23 protein-coding genes and 1 pseudogene are annotated in these 26,157 nt (G+C 70.9%); 7 read left to right on the forward strand and 17 right to left on the reverse strand.

The genetic code is table 11. From position 1 onward, the window contains the following. Position 1: 1 nt before the first annotated feature. From QC385_RS27920 to QC385_RS27990, 15 genes and pseudogenes are all read right to left on the reverse strand, one after another. The gene (locus QC385_RS27920) at positions 2–1,582 is read right to left on the reverse strand and encodes a S8 family peptidase (RefSeq protein WP_279544142.1); all 1,581 of its coding nucleotides are present in this window, start codon (positions 1,580–1,582) and stop codon (positions 2–4) included. 468 nt (positions 1,583–2,050) lie between these two features. Then, a pseudogene (gene mtnC / locus QC385_RS27925) lies at positions 2,051–2,737 on the reverse strand (acireductone synthase); the annotation flags it as partial. Then, entirely contained in the window at positions 2,728–3,327 is a 600-nt protein-coding gene (locus QC385_RS27930) for a 1,2-dihydroxy-3-keto-5-methylthiopentene dioxygenase (RefSeq protein WP_279544143.1), read from the reverse strand. The pseudogene mtnC and the gene QC385_RS27930, both read right to left, overlap by 10 nt. Beyond that, positions 3,324–4,529, reverse strand: a complete 1,206-nt coding sequence (locus tag QC385_RS27935) for a pyridoxal phosphate-dependent aminotransferase (protein WP_279544144.1) — start codon at positions 4,527–4,529, stop codon at positions 3,324–3,326. Before QC385_RS27935 ends, QC385_RS27930 begins: the two co-directional genes overlap by 4 nt. After that, a complete protein-coding gene (locus tag QC385_RS27940; RefSeq protein ID WP_279544145.1) occupies positions 4,526–5,338 on the reverse strand; it encodes an S-methyl-5'-thioadenosine phosphorylase in 813 nt (270 codons plus the stop codon). Before QC385_RS27940 ends, QC385_RS27935 begins: the two co-directional genes overlap by 4 nt. Beyond that, positions 5,335–6,012, reverse strand: coding sequence for a methylthioribulose 1-phosphate dehydratase (mtnB, locus tag QC385_RS27945; RefSeq protein ID WP_279544146.1), 678 nt, complete (start codon positions 6,010–6,012; stop codon positions 5,335–5,337). The genes QC385_RS27940 and mtnB overlap by 4 nt, the downstream gene beginning before the upstream one ends. Beyond that, complete coding sequence (gene mtnA, locus QC385_RS27950; protein WP_279544147.1) at positions 6,009–7,565, reverse strand: S-methyl-5-thioribose-1-phosphate isomerase; 1,557 nt, start codon at positions 7,563–7,565, stop codon at positions 6,009–6,011. The genes mtnB and mtnA overlap by 4 nt, the downstream gene beginning before the upstream one ends. Continuing rightward, complete coding sequence (metK, locus tag QC385_RS27955) at positions 7,562–8,728, reverse strand: methionine adenosyltransferase (RefSeq protein ID WP_279544148.1); 1,167 nt, start codon at positions 8,726–8,728, stop codon at positions 7,562–7,564. Before metK ends, mtnA begins: the two co-directional genes overlap by 4 nt. Before the next feature lie 55 nt (positions 8,729–8,783). Beyond that, complete coding sequence (locus QC385_RS27960) at positions 8,784–10,082, reverse strand: ATP-grasp domain-containing protein (protein WP_279544149.1); 1,299 nt, start codon at positions 10,080–10,082, stop codon at positions 8,784–8,786. Beyond that, entirely contained in the window at positions 10,073–11,341 is a 1,269-nt protein-coding gene (locus tag QC385_RS27965) for an ATP-grasp domain-containing protein (protein ID WP_279544150.1), read from the reverse strand. The genes QC385_RS27960 and QC385_RS27965 overlap by 10 nt, the downstream gene beginning before the upstream one ends. Positions 11,342–11,346: 5 nt before the next feature. Then, entirely contained in the window at positions 11,347–12,210 is an 864-nt protein-coding gene (locus tag QC385_RS27970; protein WP_279544151.1) for a proline dehydrogenase family protein, read from the reverse strand. A gap of 16 nt (positions 12,211–12,226) precedes the next feature. Continuing rightward, on the reverse strand, positions 12,227–13,690 hold the full coding sequence (locus QC385_RS27975) for a radical SAM protein (protein WP_279544152.1): 1,464 nt from the start codon (positions 13,688–13,690) through the stop codon (positions 12,227–12,229). Positions 13,691–13,709: 19 nt separating this feature from the next. Further along, positions 13,710–14,111, reverse strand: a complete 402-nt coding sequence (speD, locus tag QC385_RS27980; RefSeq protein WP_279544153.1) for an adenosylmethionine decarboxylase — start codon at positions 14,109–14,111, stop codon at positions 13,710–13,712. Then, positions 14,104–15,318, reverse strand: a complete 1,215-nt coding sequence (locus QC385_RS27985; protein WP_279544154.1) for an ATP-grasp domain-containing protein — start codon at positions 15,316–15,318, stop codon at positions 14,104–14,106. Before QC385_RS27985 ends, speD begins: the two co-directional genes overlap by 8 nt. A 1-nt stretch (position 15,319) precedes the next feature. After that, positions 15,320–16,609, reverse strand: coding sequence for an MFS transporter (locus QC385_RS27990; RefSeq protein ID WP_279544155.1), 1,290 nt, complete (start codon positions 16,607–16,609; stop codon positions 15,320–15,322). Between the two features lie 360 nt (positions 16,610–16,969). Between QC385_RS27990 and QC385_RS27995 the strand changes: the two genes are divergently transcribed. The 6 genes from QC385_RS27995 (at position 16,970) to QC385_RS28020 (ending at position 23,259) form a co-directional block, all read left to right on the forward strand. Further along, positions 16,970–19,933, forward strand: a complete 2,964-nt coding sequence (locus QC385_RS27995) for an AfsR/SARP family transcriptional regulator (RefSeq protein ID WP_279544156.1) — start codon at positions 16,970–16,972, stop codon at positions 19,931–19,933. 79 nt (positions 19,934–20,012) lie between these two features. Continuing rightward, entirely contained in the window at positions 20,013–20,219 is a 207-nt protein-coding gene (locus QC385_RS28000; protein ID WP_279544157.1) for a hypothetical protein, read from the forward strand. Between the two features lie 360 nt (positions 20,220–20,579). Then, positions 20,580–20,747 (forward strand): hypothetical protein, encoded by a 168-nt coding sequence (locus QC385_RS28005; protein WP_279544159.1) that lies wholly within the window; start codon positions 20,580–20,582, stop codon positions 20,745–20,747. Positions 20,748–20,757: 10 nt separating this feature from the next. Continuing rightward, entirely contained in the window at positions 20,758–22,086 is a 1,329-nt protein-coding gene (locus QC385_RS28010) for a class II 3-deoxy-7-phosphoheptulonate synthase (protein WP_279544160.1), read from the forward strand. 12 nt (positions 22,087–22,098) lie between these two features. Then, positions 22,099–22,803, forward strand: coding sequence for a response regulator transcription factor (locus QC385_RS28015; RefSeq protein ID WP_279544161.1), 705 nt, complete (start codon positions 22,099–22,101; stop codon positions 22,801–22,803). Positions 22,804–23,058: 255 nt separating this feature from the next. Beyond that, positions 23,059–23,259, forward strand: coding sequence for a hypothetical protein (locus QC385_RS28020; RefSeq protein WP_279544162.1), 201 nt, complete (start codon positions 23,059–23,061; stop codon positions 23,257–23,259). 131 nt (positions 23,260–23,390) lie between these two features. Here QC385_RS28020 and ychF read toward each other — a convergent pair whose 3' ends face one another. Then, the gene (gene ychF, locus QC385_RS28025) at positions 23,391–24,479 is read right to left on the reverse strand and encodes a redox-regulated ATPase YchF (protein WP_279544163.1); all 1,089 of its coding nucleotides are present in this window, start codon (positions 24,477–24,479) and stop codon (positions 23,391–23,393) included. 170 nt (positions 24,480–24,649) lie between these two features. Here ychF and QC385_RS28030 point away from each other — a divergent pair, with 170 nt between their 5' ends. Beyond that, positions 24,650–25,237 (forward strand): DUF6542 domain-containing protein, encoded by a 588-nt coding sequence (locus QC385_RS28030; RefSeq protein WP_279544164.1) that lies wholly within the window; start codon positions 24,650–24,652, stop codon positions 25,235–25,237. Between the two features lie 111 nt (positions 25,238–25,348). Here QC385_RS28030 and ppgK read toward each other — a convergent pair whose 3' ends face one another. Then, a complete protein-coding gene (ppgK, locus tag QC385_RS28035; protein ID WP_279544165.1) occupies positions 25,349–26,095 on the reverse strand; it encodes a polyphosphate--glucose phosphotransferase in 747 nt (248 codons plus the stop codon). Positions 26,096–26,157: the final 62 nt, after the last annotated feature.

Genomic DNA, 26,157 nt, shown 5'->3' on the forward strand with positions numbered 1-26,157 from the left:
GTCAGAACTGGAGCGCCCAGGCGTCGATCCGCCCGGTGTCGTAGCGGGCGTTGTCGCTCACGCGCAGCTTCCACGTGCCGTTCGCGGTCTCCGAGGAGGCGTTCACGGTGTACGTGGTGTCGATGTTGTCCGCGCTGCCGCCGGTGCCGTACGCCTTGAGCGTGTACGCCGTGCCGTCGGGGGCGATCAGCTGGACCTGGAGGTCGCCGATGTAGGTGTGGACGACGTGGACCTCGACGGCCAGGGCCGAGGGCGCGTTGCCGGAGACGCCCGAGACGGTCACCGGGGACTCGGCGGTGGCGTTGTCGGCGATGGCCTGGTCGGCGGTGTTCTCGAAGCGCGGGCCGGGCGGGGTGGTCGTACCGCCGCCGACGTTGAGGAGCCGGTTGGGTGAGCCGGTGCCGGGGCTGGTGACGACGCCGGTGGTGGCGGCGGCCGTCAGCGCGGCGGAGACCTGCGCGGGAGTGGCCGCGGGGTTGTCGGCCAGGTGGAGGGCGGCGGCTCCGGCGACGTGCGGGCTCGCCATCGACGTACCGGAGATGGTGTTGGTCGCCGAGTCGCTCGTGCTCCAGGCCGAGGCGATGGACGAGCCGGGCGCGAACAGGTCCAGGACCGAACCGTAGTTGGAGTAGCTCGCCTTGGCGTCGCCGGACGTCGTGGCGCCGACCGTGACGGCCTCGGTGACGCGGGCCGGCGAACGGGTGGAGGCGTTGGTGGACTCGTTGCCGGCCGCGACCACGAAGGTGACGCCGGAGGTGATGGCGTTGCGTACGGCCGTGTCGATGGCGGTGTCGCCCGGACCGCCGAGGGACATGTTGGCGACGGCCGGCTTGACGGCGTTCCGGGCGACCCAGTCGATGCCCGCGACGACCTGGGCGGTGGTGCCCTGGCCGGAGTTGTTGAGCACCCGGACGCCGACGACCTTGGCCTTCTTGGCGACGCCGTAGGCACCGCCGGCGACCGTGCCGGCGACGTGCGTGCCGTGGCCGTGGCCGTCCTGGGCGGTGTTGTCGTTGTCGACGGCGTCGTAGCCGTAGGAGGCACGGCCGCCGAAGTCGCTGTGCGTGATGCGGACGCCGGTGTCGATGACGTACGCGGTGACGCCCTCGCCCGCCTTGTCCGGGTAGGTGTAGGAGCTGTTCAGCGGCAGGTTCTTCTGGTCGATGCGGTCCAGGCCCCAGGACGGCGGGCTGGGTTGCGTCCCGGTGATGCGGAACGTCCTGTTCTGGACGACGGAGGCGACGGCCGGGTCGGCGGCGAGACGTTTCGCCTCGGTCTCGGACGCCTCGACCTCGTAGCCGTTCAGAGCCTTGGTGTACGTCCGCTCGATGTCGGCGCCGTACTTGTGCGCCAGGGCCCGGCCCTCGGCGGAACCGGCCTTCCGCGTCTTCAGGGTCACGATGTAGCTGTCGGTGACGGCGTTCGCCGCGCCCTCGTACCGGATGCGCCCTTCGGACGCGGCCGGGGCCGCGCCGGCGGGGAGGGCGGAGACGAGGCTCGCGACGAGCGCCGCGGTGGCCGTCACGCCGAGCGCGGCCAGTCTTCGCCGGGTGGATCTGCGGGGAGTACGCATCACTGCCATCTGAGGGGTCCTCCTCATCGGTGGTGCGCTGTGGGGTGTGGTGCACGCCCGTCGGTCGCCCGCGAGTCATGGTCATGTCAATCAGCGGGCGACATCTGCGCGTCAGCGAAAGATTGAGCCCTCCACAGGAATTGCACAAGGGTCCTGCGGGAGGCAGTCCTGCCGGCACCGCGACCGTCCCGCCGTTGTGCGTGCCGTGGCCGACGGCGTCCCCCGGTCGTCCGTCGGCCGCGGCTTTCGCGCGGGGAACGCTGTCCGTGCACCGGGCTACCGGCCCTCACGTCCGGCAGCGCCGAACCGTGGCGCTCAGGTACTGCGAGCCGGTTCGTCGTCACGTGCGCGGGTGACGAGGGGTCGGCTCTTCCCGGAGCCGGCCCCGTGCTCCTTCCCGTGCTGGGACGGGACCGGCATCTCGGACCCGGATTCCGCTCCGGCCTCCTCGCGCGGCGGGCCGACGTGGAGGTCCGTGAAGGTGGCCGTCTCGGGGTGAGCGCCGCCGGCTCGGTCGGCGTACGGCTCCCCCGGGCGCCGTACTCGTACCGTGAGCCAGCCCGCCGTGCGGGCGGCGTCCAGTTCGCCGGGGCGGTCGGAGAGAAAGAGCGTGCGCTCCGGGGCGCTGCCCAGGGCGGCGCTGATGACGCGGTAGGAGGCGGCAGACTGCTTGGGGCCCGCGTTCTCGATGTCGTAGCAGCCGTCGAGGAGCGGAAGCAGGTCGCCCGCCGGGCTGTGGGCGAACCAGGCGCGCTGGGCCGCCACCGAGCCGGAGGAGTACACGGACAGCCTGGTTCCGGCCCTGTGCCAGCGGCGCAACGCCGGCGGGACGTCGGCATAGAAGTGGGACACCAGGTCCCCCGCGGCGAAGCCCTCGGACCAGACGATGCCCTGAAGGGTCTTCAGCGGGGCGGCCTTGTGGTCCTCGTCCAGCCAGGCGAGCAGGACCGCCGCCACCCGGGCCGGTCCCGCGTCGGGTTCGCCGATGAGCTGCCGGACCTGTTCCGTGGCGCGCCGGACCGCGGGATCGGCGGCACGTTCGGTGAGCAGCGCGCCGAGCCGTGCCCGGGAGTAGGGATAGAGAACGTCCAGGACGTAACCGGTCGCGCTGGTGGTGCCCTCGATGTCGAGCACCACGTGGTCCGCCGCGATGGTCAGGGGCATACCGCGGGCTCCGTGCCGATCGCGCTGATCGCGTCGAAGTCGGGGAAGCGGGCAGCGATCGGGCTGCCCGTGAAGCTGCCGATCCAGCCGTCCTCCTCGTGGAAGAAGCGGATCGCCGTGAACGACGGCCTGATGCCCATGTCGAACCAGTGAGCGGTGCCCCTGGGGACGCCCAGCAGGTCGCCCTTCTCGCACAGCACCGCGTGCACCTCCCCGTTGACGTGCAGGTAGAAGACGCCGGAGCCACTGACGAAGAAACGGACCTCGTCATCGTCGTCATGGGTGTGCTCGCGCAGGAACTTCTCGCGGGCGGCGGCGGCCCTGGCAGGCCAGTCGGGGTCGTCGGCCGGGTACAGGGACGCCACGTCGACGGTGGTGAACGACTCCTGTGCGGTCAGCCTCTCGATGTCGTCCCGGTAGGCGGCGAGCACTTCGCCGGCCTCCGCGTCCGCCGGCACGTCGTCGCGTACGGGCCACCGCTCGAAGCGCACGCCGACGGGCGCGAGGGCCGCCTGGATCTCGGTGGGGTCCGAGGTGCGCCGCAGTTCGGTCTCCGGGCCGGTGTCGGGCCAGGTGATCAACAGGGTCATGACGGGGTCCTTCCACTGAGCGGCCATGCGCCGAGGCGGCGAACGGCCTCTTCGAGTACGGCGGTCCGCTTGCAGAAGGCGAAGCGGACGTACGGAGCGCCTTCCGTCCGGTGGTCGTAGAAGACGCTGCTGGGAATGGCGACCACCCCGGCGCGCTCGGCCAGCGCGCGGCAGAAGGCCGCACCGTCGCCGCCCGCGGACCGCTCGGCGCCGAGCGGGCGGATGTCCGCAGTCACGAAATACGTGCCCGCGGGGCGGTAGGTCAGGAAGCCCGCCTTCTCGAGACCGTCCGTGAGCAGGTCGCGCCGGATGCGCAGGTTCTCGCGCAGGCCGTCGAAGTAGGACGACGGCAGCCGCAGGGCCTCGGCGACCGCGTACTGAAGGGGGCCGGCGGAGACGTAGGTCAGGTACTGCTTGGCGGACCTGATCGCGGCGACCAGGCGCGCGGGGGCTGTCACCCAGCCGACCTTCCAGCCGGTGAAGGAGAAGGTCTTGCCCGCGGAGCCGATGGTGACCGTGCGCTCGCGCATACCGGGCAGGGCGGCGAGCGGCACGTGACGCCCGTCGAAGACCACGTGCTCGTAGACCTCGTCGCTGACCACGAGCAGGTCCCTCTCCACGGCGAGTTCGCTCAGTGCGGACAGCTCCGCGGCGGACAGGACCGTGCCCGTGGGGTTGTGCGGGGTGTTCACCAGCAGCATCCGGGTGCGGTCGGTGATCGCGGCCCGCAGTTCGTCCGGGTCCAGCCGGAAGGATCCGTCACGGGGGCGCAGCGTCACCGGGACGCGGACGCCGCCGGCCATGGCGACGGCGGCGGCGTACGAGTCGTAGTACGGCTCCAGAACGACCACCTCGTCGCCGGGCTCCACGAGGGCGAGCATCGCGGCCGCGATCGCCTCGGTGGCCCCCGCCGTGACCAGCACCTCCCGGTCCGGGTCGACATCGAGCCCGTACCGCAGGCGCTGGTGGTCGGCGACCGCCCCGCGCAGCTCGGGCACGCCCGTGGCAGGCGGGTACTGGTTGCCCCTGCCGTCGCGCAGGGCACGGACGGCGGCCTCCCGGATGCGGTCCGGGCCGTCGGTGTCCGGGAAGCCCTGTCCGAGGTTGATCGCGCCCGTCCGCGCCGCCAGTTCCGACATCTCGGCGAAGACGGTGGTGCCGAACCCGCGCAGGCGCCGGGCGGGCAGGAGGGCGGTGGTCACGGCAGGGCCCACGGCAGATCGAGACCCTCCAGCGCCTGCCCGCAGGCGCAGGTGCGGTCCTCGGGGAGCAGGCCGACCGTCTCCAGCACGAGCGCCTTCAGCTTGCCGATGTTCTCGGCGAACACCTGGAAGACCTCGTCCTGGGCGACACCCTCCCCGGCGCCGAGGCCGGCGTCGAGGTCGGTCACCAGCGCCACCGAGGTGTAGCACAGGGCCAGTTCGCGGGCGAGGACGGCCTCCGGGTGGCCGGTCATGTTCACCAGCGACCAGCCCTGCGCGGCGTACCACCGGGACTCGGCCCGAGTGGAGAAGCGGGGCCCCTCGATCACGACCGTCGTGCCGCCGTCGTGCGCCTCGGTGCCCGTCGCCGCGGCGGCCTTGAGGACGGCGGTGCGCCCGTGCGCGCAGTAGGGATCGGCGAACGAGACGTGCACCGCTCCCTGGTCGTAGTAGCTCTGCGTCCGGGCGGTGGTGCGGTCCACCAGCTGGTCGGGGACGACGACGGTCCCCGGTCCCAGCTCGGGGCGCAGGGAACCGACGGCGCAGGGGGCCAGGACCTGGCGGACGCCGAGGGAACGCAGGGCCCAGAGGTTCGCCCGGTAGTTGATCTTGTGGGCGGGGACGGCGTGACCGCGTCCGTGCCGGGGCAGGAAGGCCACGCCGCGCTTCCCGACGGCGCCGACGGTGATCGTGTCGGAGGGCTTGCCGTACGGGGTGTCCACCTCGACGGGGCGGGCATCGCTGAGCAGTTCGTAGAAGCCGCTGCCACCGATGACGGCGACGTCCGCGACGGGGGTCGAACGGGTCATGGGAGATGGTCCTCTCGGGATCGGGCGCCGAGCACGAGGAGTTGGCAGATGGCCTCGAAGCACTCCAGGCGGGCCAGTGCCTGGGCGAGATCACGGCCCCATGCGGTGATGCCGTGATCCGCGATGAGCAGTCCGGGCGGTGCCTGAGGCGTGGCGCGCAGCCAGTCGGCCACGTCGTCGGCGATACGGGGGACGTCGGACCAGTTCGGGAAGACCGGTACGCGGGTGGCGGCCGGGTCGGCGAGCCCGAGTCCCTTGAGCAGTTCGAACCGGGTGAGGGGGACCGTCGTGCGCCGCTCGGGGTCACCGGCACGGCAGGCGACGACGGTCGCGTAGGGAGAGTGGACGTGGATGACGGCCTCGGCCCCCGTGGTCCGGTAGACGGCGGCGTGGATGCAGGTCTCCGCCGAGGCGCGCAGCGGCCCGTGGAGGCGGGGCTCACCGGTCTCGGCGTGGACGGTGACCATGTCGTCGCGGGTCAGCTCGCCCTTGTCCCGGCCGCTCGGCGTGATCAGGGCCGTGTCCCCGAGGCCGCCGGTCTGCCGTACCGAGAGATTGCCGGAGGTGCCGGGCATCCAGCCGCGCTCGTACAGGACGCGGGAGAAGCGGGCGAGTTCGGCGGCCGCATCGGTCACCGGCGGTGTGCCGCGGAGGTCTTGAACAGGTGAGGTCATGCCGGCACCTCGCAGAGTGCGGCCAGCCGGTGCGACGCCAGGCGCTCGCGCCCGCCCAGCCCGGCCAGTTCCAGTACGACGGCCATGCCCGCGACCTCGGCCCCGCTGTCCCGCACCAGCTGCGCGGCGGCGGCGAGAGTGCCGCCGGTGGCCAGCACGTCGTCGACGCAGAGCACCCGTTCGCCGGGCGCGATGGCGCTCTTGCGCAACTCCAGCCGGTCCGTGCCGTATTCGAGGGAGTAGTCCGCCGAGTGCACCGGGCCCGGCAGCTTTCCGGGCTTGCGCGCCAGCGTCAGCGGTGTGCCGGTACGGGCCGCCAGAGCGGCACCGAGCACGAAGCCGCGGGATTCCACGGCCAGCACCCGGTCGTACGCGCCGCCGAACTCCTCGTCCACGCGAGCCGCGAGACCGGCCAGCAGGCCCGGTTGCGCGTAGAGGGCCGACAGGTCGCGGAAGACCACGCCGGGCTCCGGGTAGTCGGGAAACTCCTCCAGGAGTCCTTCGATACGGTCGTCCGGCACACCGGCGGTGAGCTGCTGCGGAACGCCGCGCCGCGGCCGGAACACCCGCCGCTCGGTGACGATCGCGGTGATCAGCTCGGCGGGGGTGACGTCGAAGGCCGGGTTGTACGCGCGGGCGTCCCGGGGTGCGCACGCCCGGTCGGCGAGGTGGGTCACCTCGGCCGCCGCACGCTCCTCGATCACGATCCCGGAACCGTCCGCAAGCGAGCTGTCCCAGGTGGACTCGGGTGCGACGACCACGAAGGGGATGCCGTGCCGGGCCGCCGCGACGGCGAGCCCATAGGTGCCGATCTTGTTCGCGGTGTCGCCGTTGGCGGCGATCCGGTCCGCACCCACCAGGACGCAGTCGACCAGACCGTGTGCCATCGCGCCGGCCGCCGCCGAGTCGACGCACAGCCGGTACGGCACACCGGCCTCGCCCAGCTCCCACGCGGTCAGGCGTGCGCCCTGGAGCAGCGGGCGGGTCTCGTCGACCAGGACCTCCCGCACCCGGCCCCGCCCGGCGAGGTGCAGGATCGTGCCGAGCGCCGTGCCCACGGCGCCGGTCGCGAGCCTGCCGGTGTTGCAGTGGGTGAGCAGGCGCAGCGGGCGGTCGGGCGTGAGGGAGTCCACCAGGTCGGCAGCGCGTTCGACGGCGGCGCCGTTCAGCGTGGCGTCCTCGGCAAGCATGGCGGTCGCCTCCGCCAGTACGGCCTGGGCTCCCTCGTCGAGGCGGGTCAGCGTGCGCCGCACGGCCCACTCGAGGTTCACGGCCGTGGGACGGGCCGCGATCAGTCGCTCCGCGTCGGCGTGCACGGCGGCACGGTCGACACCGTCCGGGCCGCTGTGCAGCCGGGCGCTCAGCGCCACGCCCAGTGCGCCGGCCAGACCGATGGCGGGGGCGCCGCGCACGGCCAGGGACTCGATGGCCGCGATCACCGCGTCCACGTCCGTCAGCCGCAGCTCACGGATCTCGTGCGGCAGTGCACGCTGGTCGATGGTGACGACGGCGCCCTCGTCCCAGCTCAGTGAGGTGGCTGTGGCTGTGGTCATGCCGTGGCCACCGCCTTGCGCAGCGCCTCGGCGCGGTCGGTGCGCTCCCAGGTGAATTCGGGGAGTTCGCGGCCGAAGTGGCCGTAGGCGGCCGTCTGCGTGTAGATGGGCCGGAGCAGGTCGAGGTCTCGGACGATGGCGGCCGGGCGCAGGTCGAACACGTCCGTGATGGCCTGCCCGATCCTCCCCTCGTCCACGGTCGCGGTGCCGAAGGTCTCGACGAAGAGGCCGACGGGCTCGGCCTTGCCGATGGCGTAGGCGACCTGGACCTCGCAGCGCCTGGCGAGTCCGGCGGCGACGACGTTCTTGGCGACCCAGCGCATGGCGTACGCCGCCGAGCGGTCGACCTTGGAGGGGTCCTTGCCGGAGAAGGCGCCGCCGCCGTGGCGGGCCATGCCGCCGTACGTGTCGACGATGATCTTCCGGCCGGTCAGGCCCGCGTCGCCCATCGGACCGCCGACCTCGAACCGGCCGGTGGGGTTGACCAGCAGCCGGTAGGAGTCGCTCTCCAGACTCACGCCCTGCTCGGCCAGTGCCTTCAGCTCCGGCTCGACCACGAACTCCCGTATGTCGGGAGCCAGCCGTGACACCAGGTCGATGCCGGGCGCGTGCTGCGCGGAGACCACGACGGTGTCGAGGCGGACCGCCCGGTCTCCGTCGTACTCGACGGTCACCTGCGTCTTGCCGTCCGGGCGCAGGTAGCCGAGGGTGCCGTCCTTGCGGACGTCGGTCAGGCGCCGGGCGAGGCGATGGGCGAGCTGCACGGGCAGCGGCATCAGCTCCGGTGTCTCGTCGGTCGCGTATCCGAACATCAGCCCCTGGTCGCCGGCACCGCCGGTGTCGACGCCCTGTGCGATGTCCGGGGACTGGGCGCCGAGGGACACCGACACCCCGCAGGAGGCTCCGTCGAAGCCCTTCGCGGAGGCGTCGTAGCCGATCTCGACGATCTGTTCGCGCACAAGGGCTGCGATGTCGGCGTACGCGGTGGTCGTCACCTCTCCGGCGATGTGCACCTGGCCGGTGGTGATCAGTGTCTCGACGGCCACACGGGCGGCGGGGTCCGCCGCCAGCAGCGCGTCCAGAACGGTGTCGCTGAGCCGGTCAGCGATCTTGTCGGGGTGGCCCTCGGTCACGGACTCCGAGGTGAACAGGCGTCGAGGCATGGCTCTCCTGCGAGACGTGTGAAGACGAGGCAGTGGGCAAGTGGGGTATGGAAGGTCAGCCGGTGGGATCGGGAACGATCTCGGCCCGCACGGTGCGCCGCACGGAGGCGATCAGGGACTCCAGGGCCTGGCCCGTGGGTGCGGACAGGCGGACCTTGGCGAGTTCGGTGCCGAGGTCGCGGGTCCGGGGCACGGAGTCGCCGGGGCGGAACGGAGTGAGGATCTCCTCCACGCCCGCGTACCCGGCGACCTGGTCGATGCCTTCGAGGAGGCGGAGCACGCCGGGCGGTCCCTCATTGCGGATGAAGCACATGCCGACGGTGGCGTCGAACCGGGGCCGCCGGTCGGCCAGCGTCGGCCGGCGGCCCAGATAGCAGGCGAGCGTGTCGTGGTAGGGGCGCCAGTCGCTGTGCCGCTGCCACTGCAACGGGATGCCCGCGCCGGGCAGCCGGGCCCCGATCTCGATCAGCACCGGGCCCGACGCGTCCAGCTTGATCTCCACGTGGCACGGCCCGATACGGATGCCGAAGGCGTCCAGCACGTCGAGGGCGAAGCGCTCCACCTCGGCCCTGTCCGCCGTGGCCCGGTCCACCTGGACGAAGTCCCAGTAGGGGTTGTCGTAGTCGTCCGTGCCGGGCAGCCGGTACTGCCAGGTGTCCACCACCGTGTGCCGGCCGTCCACGGTGAAGGTGTTCACCGCGTACTCGGTGCCCTGGACGTACTCCTCGACCAGCCACTCGTCGACCACTGAGCCGAACAGGTCGCGACGATCCCCGGCCAGGGCGCCCGCCAGCTTCCGCTCGGTGTCCACCAGGACCACGTTGTGGGAGGCCGCACCGGTGGCGGGCTTGACGATGAGCGGGAAGCCGATACGGCGGGCCGCGGCGCGCAGGTCCGCGGCCTCCCTGACCACCTCGTGGGCGGGGACCCGGATGCCGGTGCGGCGGGCCAGCTCGCGCATCAGCCGTTTGTCGCGGCAGGCCGCCGCGGTGGCGACCGGGTTGGCCGGAAGCCCCCATTGGGCGGCCACTTCGGCCGCGCAGCACACGCCGGGCTCGGTGGCCGGGACGACCGCCGCGACCCTGTCCGTCAGCTCCTTCAGCCGCGCTGTGATGCGGTGCGGGTCGTTGCCGTACAGGCTGACCGCGTCCCCGTCCGCGTGCTGCGGGGACATGGCCTCCAAGGTCTGCCGGTCGAAGGTGTAGACACCGATCACGGGCAGCCCGGCCTCCCGGCACGCCTCCTTGAAAGGCGCCCCGTTCAGCACGCCGTCGACGAGGACCACCGCCTCGCGCAACCGTGGCAGCGGGCCGGGGGCCGCGTGCGGCGCGCGGGGTTCCAGGGTCAGTCGCATGACGCCACCTCCTCGGGCGGATCGCCGGCCACGGTGGTGACCAGCGGTGCCGCGACGACGGCCCGTACGCCTTCGGCCGCGCGGCGTGCCGTGCGCACGGCCTCGTCGGACGTCGCCGCCCGGGCCCGTGCCGCGGCGACGCGTGAGTCGGAGTTGGCCGGGAAGGCGATGTCGTCTCCCGGCTCCAGCAGGGCGTGTACGGTGCCGTCGGCCGGGAGACGGATCTCCAGCAGTTCTCCGCCGCCGTCCGGCAGGGTGAACCAGATGGCCGCGTACCGGTCCGGCGTCCTCGCGGCCGTTTCGGCGCGCAGTTCACCGAGCACCGCCTCGCCGAGGGCCTGACGTGCCGTGTACCGGAGCAGGTCCACTCCGGTGGCCTCGTGGACGAGGTCGGGGATCTCGTCGCCCGCCGGCCGCAGATGGGTCTCGATCATCCGTGGTCCGTCGGCCGTGAGCACGATCTCGGTGTGTGTGGGACCGCGGGTGACGCCGAGCGCGTCCAGCGCGCGCCGGACGAAGTCGGTCACGGCGGCCTCGTCGGCCTCCGGCAGCCCGGCCGGAACGACGTGGCCGAGCTCCACGAAGCCGACCGGCTCGTAGAACTTCCGCACCACGGCGAGCACGTGGTGCTCGCCGTCCTCCGACAGCGCCTCGACGCTGAACTGCGGCCCGTCGTGGAAGCGTTCCACCACGACCCCCGCCCGCGGCACGCCCATGAACTCGGCCGCCGCCGCCTCGTACGCCCGGACGATCTCCGCCGGGCTCGCCGTGTCACGCACCACGGTCACGCCGACGCTGCCCGCACCCTGGACCGGTTTGACGATCAGAGGTCCGCCGTGCCGGTCCAGGAATTCCCGGATCTGCTCCGGTCCCGCCACGGTCGCGGCCGGTGTGGGGTCCACCCCGGTCTCCCGCAGCCGTCGGCGCATGGCCTGCTTGTCCTGGACCCGGTGCACGGTCTCCACGGAGTGCGCGGTCAGTCCGAGCGCCTGGCCGATCGCCGCCGCCCGGTCCTGATCCAGCTCCCCGAACGCCACGACCGACGTGAGAGGACGGACCCTGTCGATCTCCTTGGCCAGCTGGATCCATTCCTCGTCTGACGCGTCCGCACGGCAGCCCAGCACCCGCTCGTACTCGGCGAGGCCCCGTACGTGGGGCAGGAACTCCGGTCGGCACATCAGGGTCGTGGCGGCGCCCAGCGTGCGCAGCAGCTCGGCCCCCGCTCCGCCCGTCCCGACCACGAGTACGTGTGCGGCCATGTTCCTCACTCCCCTCGCTCCTCGTAAGTCGCCGCGTGGCCGGAGACTCCGGCCGCCTCGGCGTCGCTGACCCGCTTGGCGACATAGCCCTGCCAGTCGGTGCCGAAGGGCACGTACAGGCGCACCGGCACCCCCGCCGCGCGCAGCCTGCGCGCCTCGGCGGGGAGCACGCCGAGCAGCATCTCCACCGGTGTCCCGGACAGCGCGGGCAGCAACTGCCGCCACATCCGGGCGTCGTGGGTGGCGAGGGTGAGCGGCACTCCGGCGGCGGCGATGCGCCGCGCGTACCGCAGGTACGCCGTGTCGATGTGCGCCGGATCCTGGAGGGCGGTCGCGGCGGTCTCCCGGAATCCTCCTTTCACCAGCCGTACCGGGGTGCCGGCGTGGATCAGCCGCTCCACGTCCTCTTCGCTGCGGTGCAGGTTCGCCTGCACGGTCGCCCGCACCGGCAGGCCCTGCCGGTGCGCGGCGAGCACCGTGCCGAGTACGGCGTCGGTGCGGGTCGCGTCCTCCGCGCCGATCTGGATGAAGCGCCCGGAGGGCAGGCCCTCCGCGACGATCCGCAGGTTGCGCAGGCACAGCTCGGGCGACACGTCCACACCGAGGTGCGGTGCGTCCGCCTCCAGCCAGGTGGTGGTGGGCAGGTCGCCCAGGAGTGCGGCGAGTTGCTCGTAGCCGGCGGTGTTCGTGGCCGCGGTGGACGCGTCCGCTGCCACACCGGTCAGCCAGCCGATGTTGCAGGCCATCGAGGAGCCGGCCAGTTCCCGGGCCCGGGCCGCGGCGGCGGCCCGGCCGGTTCCGGCGAGGTAGTGACGGCCCTGCTCCCACAGGGCGTCGGCGGGGCGTGTGGTCAGCGCTTTGGCAACCATGGCACGGCCCCCGCCCTCAGCCGGCGACAGCGAGCGGCAGTGGCGTGCCGACCTCGGCCCGCAGGGGGTTCGTGCTGATCGGGGTCATGGCGCGGTCCCCGTCGGTGATGCCGCCGTTCTTCGAACGGGCCTCGACGAACTCGTCGAGGATCTTCCGGTCGGCCGCCGGCGACATGTAGTACATCATGTTCACGTACCAGGTCCAGCCGAGCTCGGTGATGGCGTAACTGTCCGGCCGCTCCTCGAACATGCCGGCTCCGAGCAGCTCCCCGAAGCGGTCCTTGACCTCGCCGGGGATGCGGTCCCACAGGATGCGGTTCTTGTCGATGTGCCCGTGGTAGGGCAGCGCCAGGACGAGACCGCGCTCGTAGGGCACGTGCTCGGCGCGGGTGACCTTCACCTTGAGGTCGTCGTGGTCCAGCAGGTTCTTGATGTAGCTGGTCCGGCTCTCGTCGTTCATGATCGTCCAGTCCAGGCACTGCGTGGTGGAGCTGGCGCCGAAGCCGATCAGGTCGTCGTCCCAGTGGGCCCAGCAGTACTCGTGGTACTTGTTCGAGTAGCTGCGGCTGATGAAGTCCGTGTCCCCCGCGGGGTCGGGGTGGCGCGCATAGCCGTGGCCGTTGTAGAGACGCAGTCCCGAGTTGCGCAGGTAGTGGTTGGCGAAGACGGTGAGGCCCATCTTGTCCACGTAGCTCAGCGCCTTGAGCTTCTTCGACTGGTAGCCGGTGTGCAGGGAGTTCTGGGTGACCAGGTGGTTGATCGGGTAGAATTCGCAGGACTCGGTGCCCAGGTCGATCGCCTTCTGGATGTCCTCGGCGAACTCGGCGGTCGTCTGGCCGTGCATCCCGTACAGGATGTCGAAGCTGCGGTAGTCGAAGTACTCGCCGAGCAGGTCGACCACGCGGTAGGTGTCCTCGAGCGTGGCGGTGATGTTGAACAGCTGGCGGTACTTCGGGTTGAACGTCTGAAGCCCGAGCCGCGCCTTGTTCACGCCGATGTCGCGGAACGCCTCGCACTTCTCCCGGGTGACGCTCTTGACCTCCATCTCGATGGTCCACTCCTCGAGCCGGGAGAGGTCGAAGCACTCGTGGATGACGGCCCCGATACGGCGGATCTGCTCCGCCGTGAGTATGGAGGGGGTGCCTCCGCCGAACCAGATCACGCGCGGCGGAACGTCGGTGATGGACGGCCAGGACGCCTTCATGCGGATTTCCTTGATGAGCGCCTGGACGTACTTCTCGACGACCTCGCTCCCCTCGGCGCCGATGCCGCGGTTGAGCATGCAGAAGGTGCAGATGGTCTCGCAGAAGGGGATGTGGAAGTACAGGGCCCGGCTGCGTATGGAGCTGACGTCCAGCCGTGCGTGCGCGTCCGCGACCGTTTCCTTGTCGGTCTCCTGGCCCTTGAGCGGGTACAGCCAGTTGTACACCGGAAGCTGGCGGTCGAACTTGATGAACCCCTGGTCCGCGTTGAACTTCATGGCTCTTCCTTTCGGCCGGTCAGCCGGCCAGTTGAATGACGCCGAAGTCGGTCCTGATGACGCCGGGTTCCTCGCCCCGGTCCAGGATCTGGACGTGCCGCTCGCAGTCGCCGAGTGCGGCTACGAGTTCTTCGATGATCAGTTCCGGTCGGCAGCTCTCCCCACAGGTGAAGGCGTCGAAGAAAAGGGACCTCTCTTCGGGATACGTGTGAACGGAGACATGAGATTCGGACAGCAGATAGAGCGCGGTGAATCCGCTCGGCTCGAAGTGCTTCACCTGGGACCCGCACACCGTGGCCCCGGACCGCTGGATCCCGGCTTCCAGGCTCCGCATGATGAGTGAAGTGTCGTTGATCGCCTCCGGGGCGATGTCGTACACGTCGGCGACCACATGTCTGCCGGAGAATTGGAACTCAGACATCCGCACCTTCCCATTCGCTGCATTCGGCTGCGACGTCAATACACTTGCGCAGATTTGACTCGACCTCGTGTTCGCTCGCTCCGTCGACGACGAACGCGAGATACGAATCGGTGGATCCGTGCGCGCCGTCGAAGTCACGGGGCACGGCCGTCTTCACGATGAAGTCCTTGATGAATTCCACGGGAGGAGGTTCGGAGACTCCCACCAGCCGGCCTCGGCGCGGCGGGACGAGCAGCCAGCCGTAACGCCGCCCGGTATCGGCGAGCGGTGTTTCCGGGCCGTTCTGCAGTCCGATCTGGTGGCGTATCCACAGCCGGGCCGGATTCACACCGGTGGCATAGGTGAGGGCCTCCATGATGTGCGCCCCGCCGAGCCGGCAGGCGATCTCGCAGAACTCGAGCTCCCCAGCCCCCGGCTTGCGGAACACCTCGAGGTGGAACGGGCTGAAGTCGACCGGCGGCAGGGCGGCGACGACCCGCTCGGCGAACCGGGCGAGCCGCGCGTGCTCCTCGCCGTCCCGGTCCAGCTGGACGCTGCCGAGCGGCAGCGCGTCGTGGAACGACAGGCAGTTGTTCAGGTACCGGGACGCCTGTACGTAGAGCACCTCGCCGTCGTGCATGAATCCGTCGATGTGCAGCACGTCGCCCTGGGTGAAGGACTCCAGCATCACGTCGTCCGGATCCCAGACCTCGGCCGCCCGGCGCAGCTCGTCCGCGTCGCCGACGAGGCCCACACCCATCGACGCGTACCCCAGCCGCGGTTTCACCACGACGGGATAGCCCACCCGCTGGGCGAACCGCTCGGCATCGGCGAACGAGGCCGGCCGCAAGTAGCGCGGCGTCGGCACCCCGTGCCCGCTGACGATCCCCTTCATGATCAGCTTGTCGCGCCAGGGGAGGGCCTGCTCGTACCGCAGCCCCGGCAGCCCGTGGCGGTCCCGCACCCGGGCGCAGCGCAGGATGTCGTCCTCGGTGACGTGCACCAGGGTGCGGACCCCGCCGGCGCCACAGAGGTCGTCGAGCAGGTCCTCGACCTCCGGTCCGGTCGAGTAGCTCGACGTCGCCAGTACGTGCGGCAGTTGACGCCGGTAGCCGGGCTCCGCGTCCTCGCTGGTCACCAGGGTGAGTTCGTCCTTGACCTCGGGGAGCCAGTCCCCGAGCGGAGTGACGGTGTCAGGAATGCGGAGAGGCAGCACGATTGCGCTCACGTCATGTCCTTTCAGCGGGGAGGGAAGCCTGGGACAGCACCGCGGTGTCCGGTGGCTGCGACGGCTCCGGGCCGGCCGGGCCGGAGGCATCCGGCGCCTCGCTCGCTCCGGCGTGCAGGCGCGGTTCACGCAGCAGGATCCAGGTGCCGAAAATGGTGACGGCCATCAGCGCGAAGTACAGCGAGGCGGACGTGCCCAGCAGTGCGCCGCCGGCGGCGGGCCCGGCGAAGAAGCCCAGATAGCGTGTTTCGGCGATGCCGAAATAAGCGCCCTTGCGGGAGTCCGGCGTGATGGTGTGGATGATGGTGTCGGGCATCGGGTAGAGCACCGCTTCCCCGATCGTCCAGAACACCACCCCCAGGTACAGCAGCAGGACGTTCACCTCCAGCCCGCGGAAGAGCACCGCGGACACGGCGAACGCGGCACAGCCCAGCAGGGCCAGCCGCTGTTGTGACATCCGGCGGGAGAGCCATTCGGCCGGCCACTGCATGGCGATGCCCAGGACGGCGTTGCAGGCCAGCAGGGTGGAGAAGTATGTGACGGCGGAACTGCCCTGCACCGACTTCATGTAGAGCGGCACGATCGACTCGAACTGGGAGAAGACGAGGAACAGGACGAACCCGGCCCCGACCACCCTCAGCAGCAGGGTGTCCGAGAGCGCCGCTCGCCATCCCGAACCGTGGTCGCCGGTACCGCCCGACGCGTCCACGGCCCGCAGCTGCCGCGCCCGCGCGGTGACCAGGAGGAGACAGGCCGTGAAGATCACCGCAGGGGTTACGAAGATCATCCAGTAGGCGATGTGGTAAAGCGCCGCGCCGGCCAGCGGGCCCACCGTCGCCCCGATGCACAAGGTGATGTAGCGGATGCGGAAGACCACGGCCCCGGAGCCGCTGGCGCGCAGGGACATCAGCTTCTTCATCGCGGGCTCGGTCAGCAGACGGCCGACCCCCAGGAGGCAGACCAGAGCGATGATGACGGGCAGTTCACGGACCACCGCCAGCGCCGCATACGCGACGGAATTGACCAGCATTCCCGCCTGGATGACCCGGACGCCGCCGATGCGGTCGGTGAGTACGCCACCCAGGGTGCCGCCGAGGGCCTCGATCAGGGCGACGCTTCCCACCACGAATCCGATGGTGGCCGCGGACAGGCTCGAGATGTCGGAGAGATACAGCGTGAGGAACGGCAGGGTCGCGAAGAACGCCAGGCCGTTCAGCAGACTTCCGGCCGCCAGAAGTCGCAGTACCGGATCCCGGTGCCATGGCGATGGCGTCGCGGGGTTCTGCGTCATGGATTTCCCTTCTCCGTGAAGTCGAGCCCAGTTCCACGTCAGGTTTACCGAAGGCGACGCTATGGCTGGGAAGTTCCACGCGGAATGTGGGTCATCCGGAGACCTCGGTGGGGAAAACCCCCCTCACTCGGGGCGGCGTTCCGGTGATGTGTCCGGGGTGATCACGCGGTGCCGAGGGCGACGAGCGGGCGGTCGGTCCGGCGCGCCGGTTCCGGTTCGCCGCGCGAAACCCGGCATGTGTCCTAGACGTTCGGCTTTTCGTGCACCCGCTCGCGTTTCCGCTTCTCGAACGGATGCCCCGACCCTGTAGGCTGCGACGGGCTAGGCACCGCCGTCAGCTGTGGTACGGGGAGAAGTCCGATGGGGGAACGACTCCGATTCTGCGTACTGGGACCACTGCGCGCGTTCGTCGGTTATCGCGCCATCACGGTCGGGGGTGCACGGCAGCGAACCATTCTGGCGCTGCTGCTGCTCAGTCGCGGGCGGGTCGTTCCGGTCGACACCCTGGTGGACGCCGTGTGGAACGGCAGGCCGCCGGCCACCGCCCGCACCCAGGTGGCGATCTGCATCGCCGCGCTGCGCAAGACCTTCAAGGCCGAGGGCGCCGAGGACGAGGTCATCGTCACCGCCCACCCGGGATATCTGCTCCGTGCCGAGGGCACCGACCTGGACCTCGCCGACTTCACCGACCTGGTCGCCCAGGCCGAGGAGGCGGTGCGGGAGCGGAAGTTATCCGAGGCCGCGCACGCCTACACGCGTGCCCTCGCGCTGTGGACCGGGCCCGTGCTCGCCGGGGTGACGGGCCGCCGGGTCGAGGACGAGGCGACCCGGCTGGAGGAGGTCCGGCTCAACACGTACGACGACGCCACCGCCGTACAACTCGAGCTCGGCGCCCACCAGGACATCGTGCCCGAGCTGGCCGCGGTGGTGCGGGAGCATCCACTGCGGGAGCGGACGCGGCGGCACCTGATGCTGGCGCAGTACCGGTCGGGGCGCCGGGCGGAGGCGATGGAGACGTTCCGCGACGCCCGCGAGCACTTCATCGACGAGCTGGGCCTGGAACCCGGCCCGGACCTGCAGTCCCTGCACGACGCGATCCTCAACGACGATCCCGCGCTGGCCGGCCCCGCCGCGCAGACCGTCCCGACCCCCGCCGCTTCGCCGCCCGCGGTGCAGGTCATCCCCTCCGAACTGCCCCCGGACTTACCCGGCTTCACCGGACGCACGGCCGAACTCGCCGCCCTCGACTCCCTCGTGAACACGGTGACCGAAGGGACGTCCGCCGCCGTCGGTCTGATCACCGGCGTCGCGGGGGTCGGCAAGACGGGACTCGCGGTGCACTGGGCGCACCGCGTCTCCGGACTCTTCCCGGACGGGCGGCTCTTCGCCGATCTGCGGGGCTACGGCGACGCCGAGCCGACGGACCCCAGCGATGTGCTCAGCCGCTTCCTGCGCTCACTCGGCGTGCCCAGCGAGCAGATACCGGCCGAGGTCGAGGCGCGCACCGCGCTGTACCGCAGCGTCCTCGCCGGACGCCGGGTACTGATCACCCTGGACAACGTCCGCCGCCCCTCCCAGGTCCTCCCACTGCTGCCCGGCGGCCGGTGCTGCGTCGTCATCACCAGCCGCGAGCAGCAGGAGGAAGTGGACGTCTGGCCGCCGCAGGCCCGGGTCAGGCTCGGTGCGCTGTCCCGCGCGGAGTCCGTCGATTTACTGTCGACCATCGTCGGAGCGCCGCGCATCACCGCCGCGTCCGACACCGAGGCCCTCGTCGGGCTCTGCGACCGGCTGCCGCTGGCCCTGCGCATCGTCGGTGCCCGGCTGGCCTCCAGACCGCACTGGACGGTACGGCACATGGTCACGCGCCTCAGCAACGAGCAGCGCCGCCTTGACGAGCTCAGCCAGGGCGAGTCGAAGGTCCGCGCCGGTTTCGAACTCAGTTACCGCTGCCTTCCCGCCGACGCGGCCCGCCTCTACCGCCGCCTCGGCCTGCTGACCGTCCCCGACTTCGGCGCCTGGGCCGCCGCCGCGCTGCTCGACACCGACGTGCTGGACGCCGAGCTGCTCATCGAGAACCTGGTCGACGCCCACTTTCTGGAGGGCACCGGTCTGGACGCCACGGGCGGGCTGCGTTACCGGCTGCCGAACCTGCTGCGCCTGTTCGCCAGGGAGCGTGCCGCCCACGAGGAGGAGCCGACCGAGCGCCAGGCCGCGCTCGACCGCTTCTTCCGGACCTGTCTGACCCTCGCGGAAGCGGCCCACCGCCGTGAGTACGGCGGGGACTTCACCGTCCTGCACGGCAGTGTGCCGCGCCGTCCGCCCGAGCCGGAGTTGCTGGACGAACTGATCACCTCGCCGCTGGACTGGTTCGAGGCGGAGCGGCTGTCGCTGCGGGCGGTGATCGACCAGGCCGCTGGGCAGGGTGCGGACGAGGTCGCCTGGGACCTGTGCATGTCGATGGTGACGCTCTTCGAGACCCGCAACTACGTGGAGGACTGGCGGTTCTGCGGCGAACGCGCCCTCGCCGCCTGCCGCGAGGCCGGGAACCTGCGTGGCCAGGCCGCCATGCTGCACGACCTCGGCGCCGTCGAGCTGCGGCTGCGCCGTCTGGAGACGGCCGAGGCGTACTTCGACGAGGCGCTGGCACTGCACCGGCGGATCGGCGAGGAGCACGGCCGCGCGCTGACGCTGCGCAACCTGGCCATCATCGCCCGGATGCGCGGCGATCTCACCCTGGCCATGGAGCAGCTGGACGAGGCGCGGAACGTCTTCCGCACAGTGCGGGACCTCTCCTCCGAGGCCCACGCGATGAACAACATGGCGCAGATCGAACTCGACCGCGGGAACACCGACGAGGCGGTACGCCTCAGCCTGGAGGCCGTGAAGATCTCGCAGTCCATCGGGGTCGGCGGTGAGCGCGGCATCGCCCAGGGCACGAACCGGCTGGCGCGGGCCTATCTCGCCCAGGGCCGCCTCGACCAGGCGGAGCAGGCGTTCCTGAAGGTGCTGCACATCGTCAAAGGGAAGTCGGACATGGTGGGCCTCGCGTACGCCCTGCTCGGGCTCGGCGAGACCCGCATGGCCGCGGGGGCCTGGCAGGAGGCGGCGCACACGCTGGACGAGGCGCTGGACATCGCCGCCCGGATCGACAGCCCCGTCGTCGAGGGACAGATCAGTCTCGCACTCGGCGAAGTGTGCCGCAGACAGGGCAGGGACACGGAGGCGCGCAAGCATCTGCTCGCCGCCCAGGAGCGGTTCGAGCAGGTCGGCGTGCGTCCGCTACAGGAGCGTGCGGCCCGGGCACTTGAGGCTTTCCCCACCTGAGGTTCCGGGATTGCCCACATACCCGCCGGCTTCCCGCGTCCGTACCCTCCTCAGTGAGCCCGCGGAGGAGGTGCGAGCGGTGGATGCCACAGCCGGCGTGATCATCGTCAGTTCGGTGATGCTGAGTTGCAGCACGCTGGTGGCCGCAGGGCTGTTGTGGTTATCGGCACGCCTGGCCGGCCATAGCGGAATTGCGGACCGGCAGAAGCGGATGGGTACCGAACTGGCCGAGATCTCCGCTGACGTGAAGGCCATCCGGGCGTTGCTGGAGGATTCGATCGACTGAGAGCCTGAGGGGAAACGAGAGGGGCGGGAACCGCTGGTTCCCGCCCCTCTCGCAGGTCCGCCGGGCGGAGGCCCGTGGCTCGCCGGGCGAAGGCCCGTGGCTCGTCGGGCGGCGTGAAAGGCCTTCGATAACAGGTCGAAACGGCCGGTTCCTAACGTGCTGTCACCAGGCTCTCCGCGGCGAGGGCGCAGCCGCTCCCGGATCCACGGAATGAGAACCCATGACCACAGTGCCCGCACCCCGGCACCCGGCCCACCCCGAGGGGGACGCGGATCCGGCGCACCCCTCCGTCGGCTGCCCGACAAGTCGGGCGTCGTCCGGCACGACGGCAGGGGCTCATCGACCACCCCGGACCCGACCATGACGGTGACCGGCTGTCACTGGCTGATCCCCGAGGAGCCGCTCCCCGTGCCGCTGCCGACCACCGGGGTGCGGTTCCGCCCCGCGAGCGACACCACCGCCGGTGCTCCCGACCCGCCGGCGAACTCCCGCATCAGCGCCCGGACCGTGTCTCCCGCCTGCCCCTGAGGAGCCCCTCGTGCCCCACCCCGACCCGTGGCGGAGCCTGCCCTCCGCGCAACAGCCCGACTGGCCCGACCCCGACGAACTCGACACCGTGCGCGACCGGCTGCGCCGCGCCGTCCCACTGGTGGTCCCCGACGAGTGCGAGCGGCTCAAGCAGCGCCTGGCGGCCGTCTCCCGGGGCGAGGCGTTCCTTCTCCAGGGCGGCGACTGCGCCGAGACGTTCGCGGACACGACGGCCGAGGCCGTACAGGGCAAGGTCCGCACGCTGCTGCAAATGGCACTCGTCCTCACCTACGCGGCCTCAGTACCCGTGGTCAAGGTGGGCAGGATGGCCGGCCAGTACGCCAAGCCGCGCTCCAGCCCCATCGAGACCCGCGACGGTCGCACGCTCCCGGCCTACCGCGGCGACGCCGTCAACGGCTTCCCCTTCACCACCGCCGACCGCACCCCGCAGCCGTCCCGGTTGCTGCGCATGTACGAGGCGGCGGCCGCCACCCTCAACCTGCTCCGCGCCTTCTCCACCGGCGGCTACGCCGACCTGAGCCGGGCCCACAGCTGGAACCGCGACTTCGTCGCGTCCTCCCCGGCCGGCGCTCGCTACGTCGAGATCGCCGACCAGATCGAGCGGGCCCTGGCGTTCATGCGCGCCTGCGGCGCGGACACACCGGCGGCGCACACCACCGAGTTCTTCGTCAGCCACGAGGGGCTGCTGCTCGACTACGAGGACGCCATGACCCGCACCGCCCCCGGCAGCGGACGCTCGTACGTGACGAGTGGCCATCTGCTGTGGATCGGCGAGCGCACCCGGCAACTCGACGGCGCACACATCGAGTTCTTCTCCCGTGTCGCCAACCCCGTCGCCGTCAAGCTGGGGCCGGCCACCGAGGCCGACGACCTCCTCGGGCTGCTCGACCGGCTCGATCCGCACCGCGAGCCCGGCCGGCTGACGTTCATCGCCCGGATGGGCGCCGGCCGGGTACGTGAGCGTCTGCCCGTGCTGGTGGAGAAGGCCGCCGCGGAGGGCTCCACCGCCGCCTGGGTCTGCGACCCCATGCACGGCAACACGTTCAAGGCGCCCTCCGGGCAGAAGACTCGCCGCTTCGACGACATAGTCGAGGAAGTGACGGGATTCTTCGAGGTACACCGTGCCCTCGGCACCCATCCCGGCGGCGTGCACGTGGAGTTCACCGGCGACAACGTCACCGAATGCCTCGGTGGCGGCGGCGGGCTGGACTTCGATGACCTCGGCCGGCGCTATGAATCGACCTGCGACCCCCGTCTGAACCGTACCCAGTCCCTTGATCTCGCCTTCCACATCGCCGAGCTGTACCGGTCCCGCTGAGGATGTGAACCGATGCGTATCGTGATCGCCGAGTGCTCCGCCGTGCTGCGGACCGGGCTCGCGCATGTTCTACGGGACCAGGGCCACAGGGTCCTGGCCACCCTTTCCACCGGGCACGACGTGGCCGACGTCGTCCGCGAGCACCGCCCCGACGCGGTGCTGCTCGCCGCCACCGAGGATGGCGTCCGGGCGGTCCTCACCGCGCGCCGCGTCCGCCCGGCCACCGCCGTCCTGTGCTACACGGCGGTTCCCGATGCCCGGCACGCGGCCCTGCTCTTCGCGGAGGGGGGCGTCGGCGTGGGGTACGTGCACCAGGAGCAGGTGATGCACGACTCCGAGCTGCTGACCACGCTCGGCCGGCTGACGAGCGGTGACACGGTCGTCGACCCGCGCGTCGTCGGGGCGCTGGCACGGGTGGACGAGCCGGGTGACGACACCGGCCTGCGAGCGCTGAGCAACCGGGAGCGTCAGGTACTGGCGCTCATGGCCCGGGGGCGCACGAACAGTGCCATCGCGCAGGAGCTGCATGTCTCGATGGGGACGGTGGAGAAACACGTGGCCGCGGTCTTCGGCAAGCTCGGCCTTCCCGACGGCACCCGGGACAATCGCCGCGTCCTGGCGGTCCTGCGCTTTCTGATGCACGGCGTCGGCGGACGGCACGGCTCCTGGCCGACGCCCGGCGGAGAGGCCCCGCCGGTGCTGGCGAGTGTGGCGTAGCCGGCTCGCCGGCGGGTGAACGGCAAGGCTCCCGGCAGCGGGCACGCGCTGCCGGGAGCCGGTGTGCCGAAAATCGGAATCCCCTTTGTCAGAAAGCCTCTGGACTGGGGCTTATCGCTTTCCCTGGGTGGCCGAAGTCCGGACGATAAGGGCTTGAAGCGGCGCCTCCCTAACGTCATTGGCGCACCGGGCAAGCCCGGCAGGAAACAGCGGTTCACATCATCTGTTTCAGACGTGATGTACACGGGAGACGCTATGACGACGCAGTTCACCGGTGGCGCCGGCATCAAGCGAATCGTTGTCGCATTGATCGTCGCCATCCCTCTTCTCGCCGCACCGCACGCCGCCGCACACGCATTTGACGCACCGTCCGCTTCCGCCTCCTCCGCCTTCTCCGCCTCCCCGAGCAACGAGGACTGGGGCTCGCCCGCGCCGGACAACGAGGACTGGGGATGAACGTGACCCGTCGGCTGCACTGATTCGGGGCGCAGACCGCCGACCAGACGGTGGCCGCCGGCCCCGAGGTGCCCTGCGGCACTTCGGGGCCGGCGGCATGAGGCTGAACCAGCCCGGGGCCTATGCGCCGATCACACGTTGAAGCGGAACTCCACCACGTCCCCGTCCTGCATCACATAGTCCTTGCCCTCCATGCGCGCCTTGCCCTTCGCGCGGGCCTCCGCCACCGAGCCCGTCTCCACCAGGTCGTCGAAGGAGATGACCTCCGCCTTGATGAAGCCCTTCTGGAAATCGGTGTGGATGACGCCGGCGGCCTCGGGGGCCGTGGCGCCCTTCTTGATGGTCCAGGCGCGGGATTCCTTGGGGCCGGCCGTGAGGTAGGTCTGGAGGCCGAGGGTGCGGAAACCGACGTGCGCGAGGGTGGCGAGGCCGGGCTCCTCCTGGCCGACGGACTGGAGGAGTTCGAGGGCCTCGTCCTCGTCGAGCTCGGCGAGGTCCGCCTCCAGCTTGGCGTTGAGGAAGATCGCCTCGGCGGGGGCGACCAGGGCGCGCTGCTCGTTCTTGAAGTCCTCGTCGACCAGCTCGTCCTCGTCGACGTTGAAGACGTAGAGGAAGGGCTTGGTCGTGAGCAGGTGCAGGTCGTGGAGGAGCTCGTTTCGCTCGCCGCCCTGGACGATGCCGTGCGCGAAGAGCGTGTCGCCCTTCTCCAGGATCTCCTTGGCCTCTTCGACGGCCTTGACCTTGGCTTGGATGTCCTTCTTGATCCGCGACTCCTTCTGGAGACGCGGCAGGACCTTCTCGATGGTCTGGAGGTCCGCGAGGATCAGCTCGGTGTTGATCGTCTCGATGTCGTCCTTGGGCGAGACCTTGCCGTCGACGTGCACGACGTTCTCGTCCTTGAAGGCGCGGATGACCTGGCAGATCGCGTCGGACTCGCGGATGTTCGCGAGGAACTTGTTGCCCAGGCCCTCGCCCTCGGACGCGCCGCGCACGATGCCCGCGATGTCGACGAAGTCGACCGTGGCCGGGAGGATCCGCTCCGACTTGAAGATCTCGGCCAGCTTGCCGAGCCGCGGGTCGGGGACGCCGACGACGCCCACGTTCGGCTCGATGGTGGCGAACGGGTAGTTGGCCGCCAGCACGTCGTTCTTGGTCAGGGCGTTGAACAGGGTCGACTTGCCGACATTCGGCAGACCGACGATTCCGATCGTGAGCGACACGTTGCGACTTCCCGTGAGTGGAGAGGGCCAGGGGGCCAGGGGACCGGCCGATCCACCAGTCTACGGCGTACCCGGAACCCTGCCGGCGGCGTATCGAACGCTTGGCCAAGCCTCGGTCACCGGCGTGTCTGAAGGGCTATTCGGCATATTGAACGACCTAAGTTGGTGCAGTGGAGCAATACAGGACGCGACCTGCCCAGTACGGACCGCGACGTGACCGGCCGAAATCGTCCCTGCCGCCGCAGGCGGGACGAGGAGCGGGCGGCGCAGCGGTACGAGCGCCCCGGCAGCCGGGGCCCCAGCGCCGTCCGGCGGCCGTACGGCGGCCGGTCCCCGCGCCGGCACCCGCCGCGGCGAGGATGCCGAACCCCCGGCTGACCGGACTGGGCAGCGGGTTGTTCTGTGCGCTGGTGATGTTCCTGATCGGCGGGCTCTGCGCGGTGCTGTTCGGGGCGTCGCTGACGGCGTACGGGGTGCTGTTCCTGCCGGTGTGCGTCCTGACCGCCGTCTGGGTGCGCCGCGGGGATCTGATGACCGCGCCCGTCGTCGTGCCCATCGCGTTCGCCGTGGGGCTGCTGCCCGTGGCGGACGGCGACGGCGGGACCGGCGGCACGCTGATGGGGCTGGTGACGGCGCTCGCCACGCAGGCCGGGTGGCTGTACGGCGGCACGCTCGTCGCCGGTCTGATCGTGATCGTCCGGCGGATCCGGCTGGTACACCGGCGACGTGCGGCGGCCGGGGCCCGTCCGCCGGTGTGACAGCGGGGCTTTCCTGTCGGTGTCACGGCCGCCGGGCCCGTCCGCCGGTGTGACGCCCGGGCCCGTCCGCCAGTGCGACGCCGGGCCCGTCCGCCGGTGTGACGCCCGGCTCTAATGCCCGGCCGCCCGCATCGCCGCGCCCACGATCCCCGCGTTGTTCTGCAACTGCGCCGGAACGATCTCCGCCTTGATGCCCTCGATGTGGGGCAGGAACTTGTGTGACTTGCGGCTGACGCCGCCGCCGATGATGAACAGCTCCGGCGAGAACAGCATCTCGACGTGGGCGAGGTACCTGCGCACGCGGTGCACCGCCCAGTGCTCCCAGGTCATGTCGTGGTCCTCGCGGGCCTTACTGGAGGCCCGCTTCTCCGCGTCGTGCCCGTCGAGCTCCAGGTGACCCAGCTCGGTGTTGGGGACCAGGACGCCGTCGACGAAGACCGCGCTGCCGATGCCCGTGCCGAACGTGAGCACGATCACCGTGCCGCGGCGGCCGCGGCCGGCGCCGAAGTTCATCTCGGCGACGCCCGCCGCGTCCGCGTCGTTCACCACCGTCACCGGCAGTCCGCCCAGCCGCTCGCCGAGCAGCAGGCGCGCGTCGGTGTCGATCCAGCTGTCGTCGACGTTGGCCGCCGTCCGGATCGTGGCTCCGCCGGTGACCACGCCCGGGAACGTCACCCCGACCGGGCCCGTCCAGCCGAAGTGGTCGACGACCTGCTTGACGCCGTCGGCCACCCCGTCGGGCGTGGCCGGCTGCGGCGTGAGAACCTTGTGGCGCTCCTGCGCCAGGTCGCCCCTGTCCAGGTCCACCGGGGCACCCTTGATCCCGGAACCGCCGATGTCCACACCGAAGATCTGCATGGCCCTACGTTACGTCGAGGGACAGACAGTCACCGGCCGTACAGCGATCCCCGCCCAGCGGC

It is taken from the genome of Streptomyces sp. DH10 (assembly GCF_029813805.1).
In the GTDB taxonomy this organism is placed as follows: Bacteria; Actinomycetota; Actinomycetes; order Streptomycetales; family Streptomycetaceae; genus Streptomyces; species Streptomyces coeruleofuscus.

Bases quoted from the DNA above. Each gene is read 5' to 3' on its own strand.
- QC385_RS27920 (WP_279544142.1), bottom strand. From the start codon at position 1,582: ATGGCAGTGATGCGTACTCCCCGCAGATCCACCCGGCGAAGACTGGCC.
- QC385_RS27930 (WP_279544143.1), bottom strand. From the start codon at position 3,327: ATGACCCTGTTGATCACCTGGCCCGACACCGGCCCGGAGACCGAACTG.
- QC385_RS27940 (WP_279544145.1), bottom strand. From the start codon at position 5,338: ATGACCCGTTCGACCCCCGTCGCGGACGTCGCCGTCATCGGTGGCAGC.
- mtnB (WP_279544146.1), bottom strand. From the start codon at position 6,012: ATGACCTCACCTGTTCAAGACCTCCGCGGCACACCGCCGGTGACCGAT.
- mtnA (WP_279544147.1), bottom strand. From the start codon at position 7,565: ATGACCACAGCCACAGCCACCTCACTGAGCTGGGACGAGGGCGCCGTC.
- metK (WP_279544148.1), bottom strand. From the start codon at position 8,728: ATGCCTCGACGCCTGTTCACCTCGGAGTCCGTGACCGAGGGCCACCCC.
- QC385_RS27960 (WP_279544149.1), bottom strand. From the start codon at position 10,082: ATGCGACTGACCCTGGAACCCCGCGCGCCGCACGCGGCCCCCGGCCCG.
- QC385_RS27965 (WP_279544150.1), bottom strand. From the start codon at position 11,341: ATGGCCGCACACGTACTCGTGGTCGGGACGGGCGGAGCGGGGGCCGAG.
- QC385_RS27970 (WP_279544151.1), bottom strand. From the start codon at position 12,210: ATGGTTGCCAAAGCGCTGACCACACGCCCCGCCGACGCCCTGTGGGAG.
- QC385_RS27975 (WP_279544152.1), bottom strand. From the start codon at position 13,690: ATGAAGTTCAACGCGGACCAGGGGTTCATCAAGTTCGACCGCCAGCTT.
- speD (WP_279544153.1), bottom strand. From the start codon at position 14,111: ATGTCTGAGTTCCAATTCTCCGGCAGACATGTGGTCGCCGACGTGTAC.
- QC385_RS27990 (WP_279544155.1), bottom strand. From the start codon at position 16,609: ATGACGCAGAACCCCGCGACGCCATCGCCATGGCACCGGGATCCGGTA.
- QC385_RS27995 (WP_279544156.1), top strand. From the start codon at position 16,970: ATGGGGGAACGACTCCGATTCTGCGTACTGGGACCACTGCGCGCGTTC.
- QC385_RS28005 (WP_279544159.1), top strand. From the start codon at position 20,580: ATGACGGTGACCGGCTGTCACTGGCTGATCCCCGAGGAGCCGCTCCCC.
- QC385_RS28015 (WP_279544161.1), top strand. From the start codon at position 22,099: ATGCGTATCGTGATCGCCGAGTGCTCCGCCGTGCTGCGGACCGGGCTC.
- QC385_RS28020 (WP_279544162.1), top strand. From the start codon at position 23,059: ATGACGACGCAGTTCACCGGTGGCGCCGGCATCAAGCGAATCGTTGTC.
- ppgK (WP_279544165.1), bottom strand. From the start codon at position 26,095: ATGCAGATCTTCGGTGTGGACATCGGCGGTTCCGGGATCAAGGGTGCC.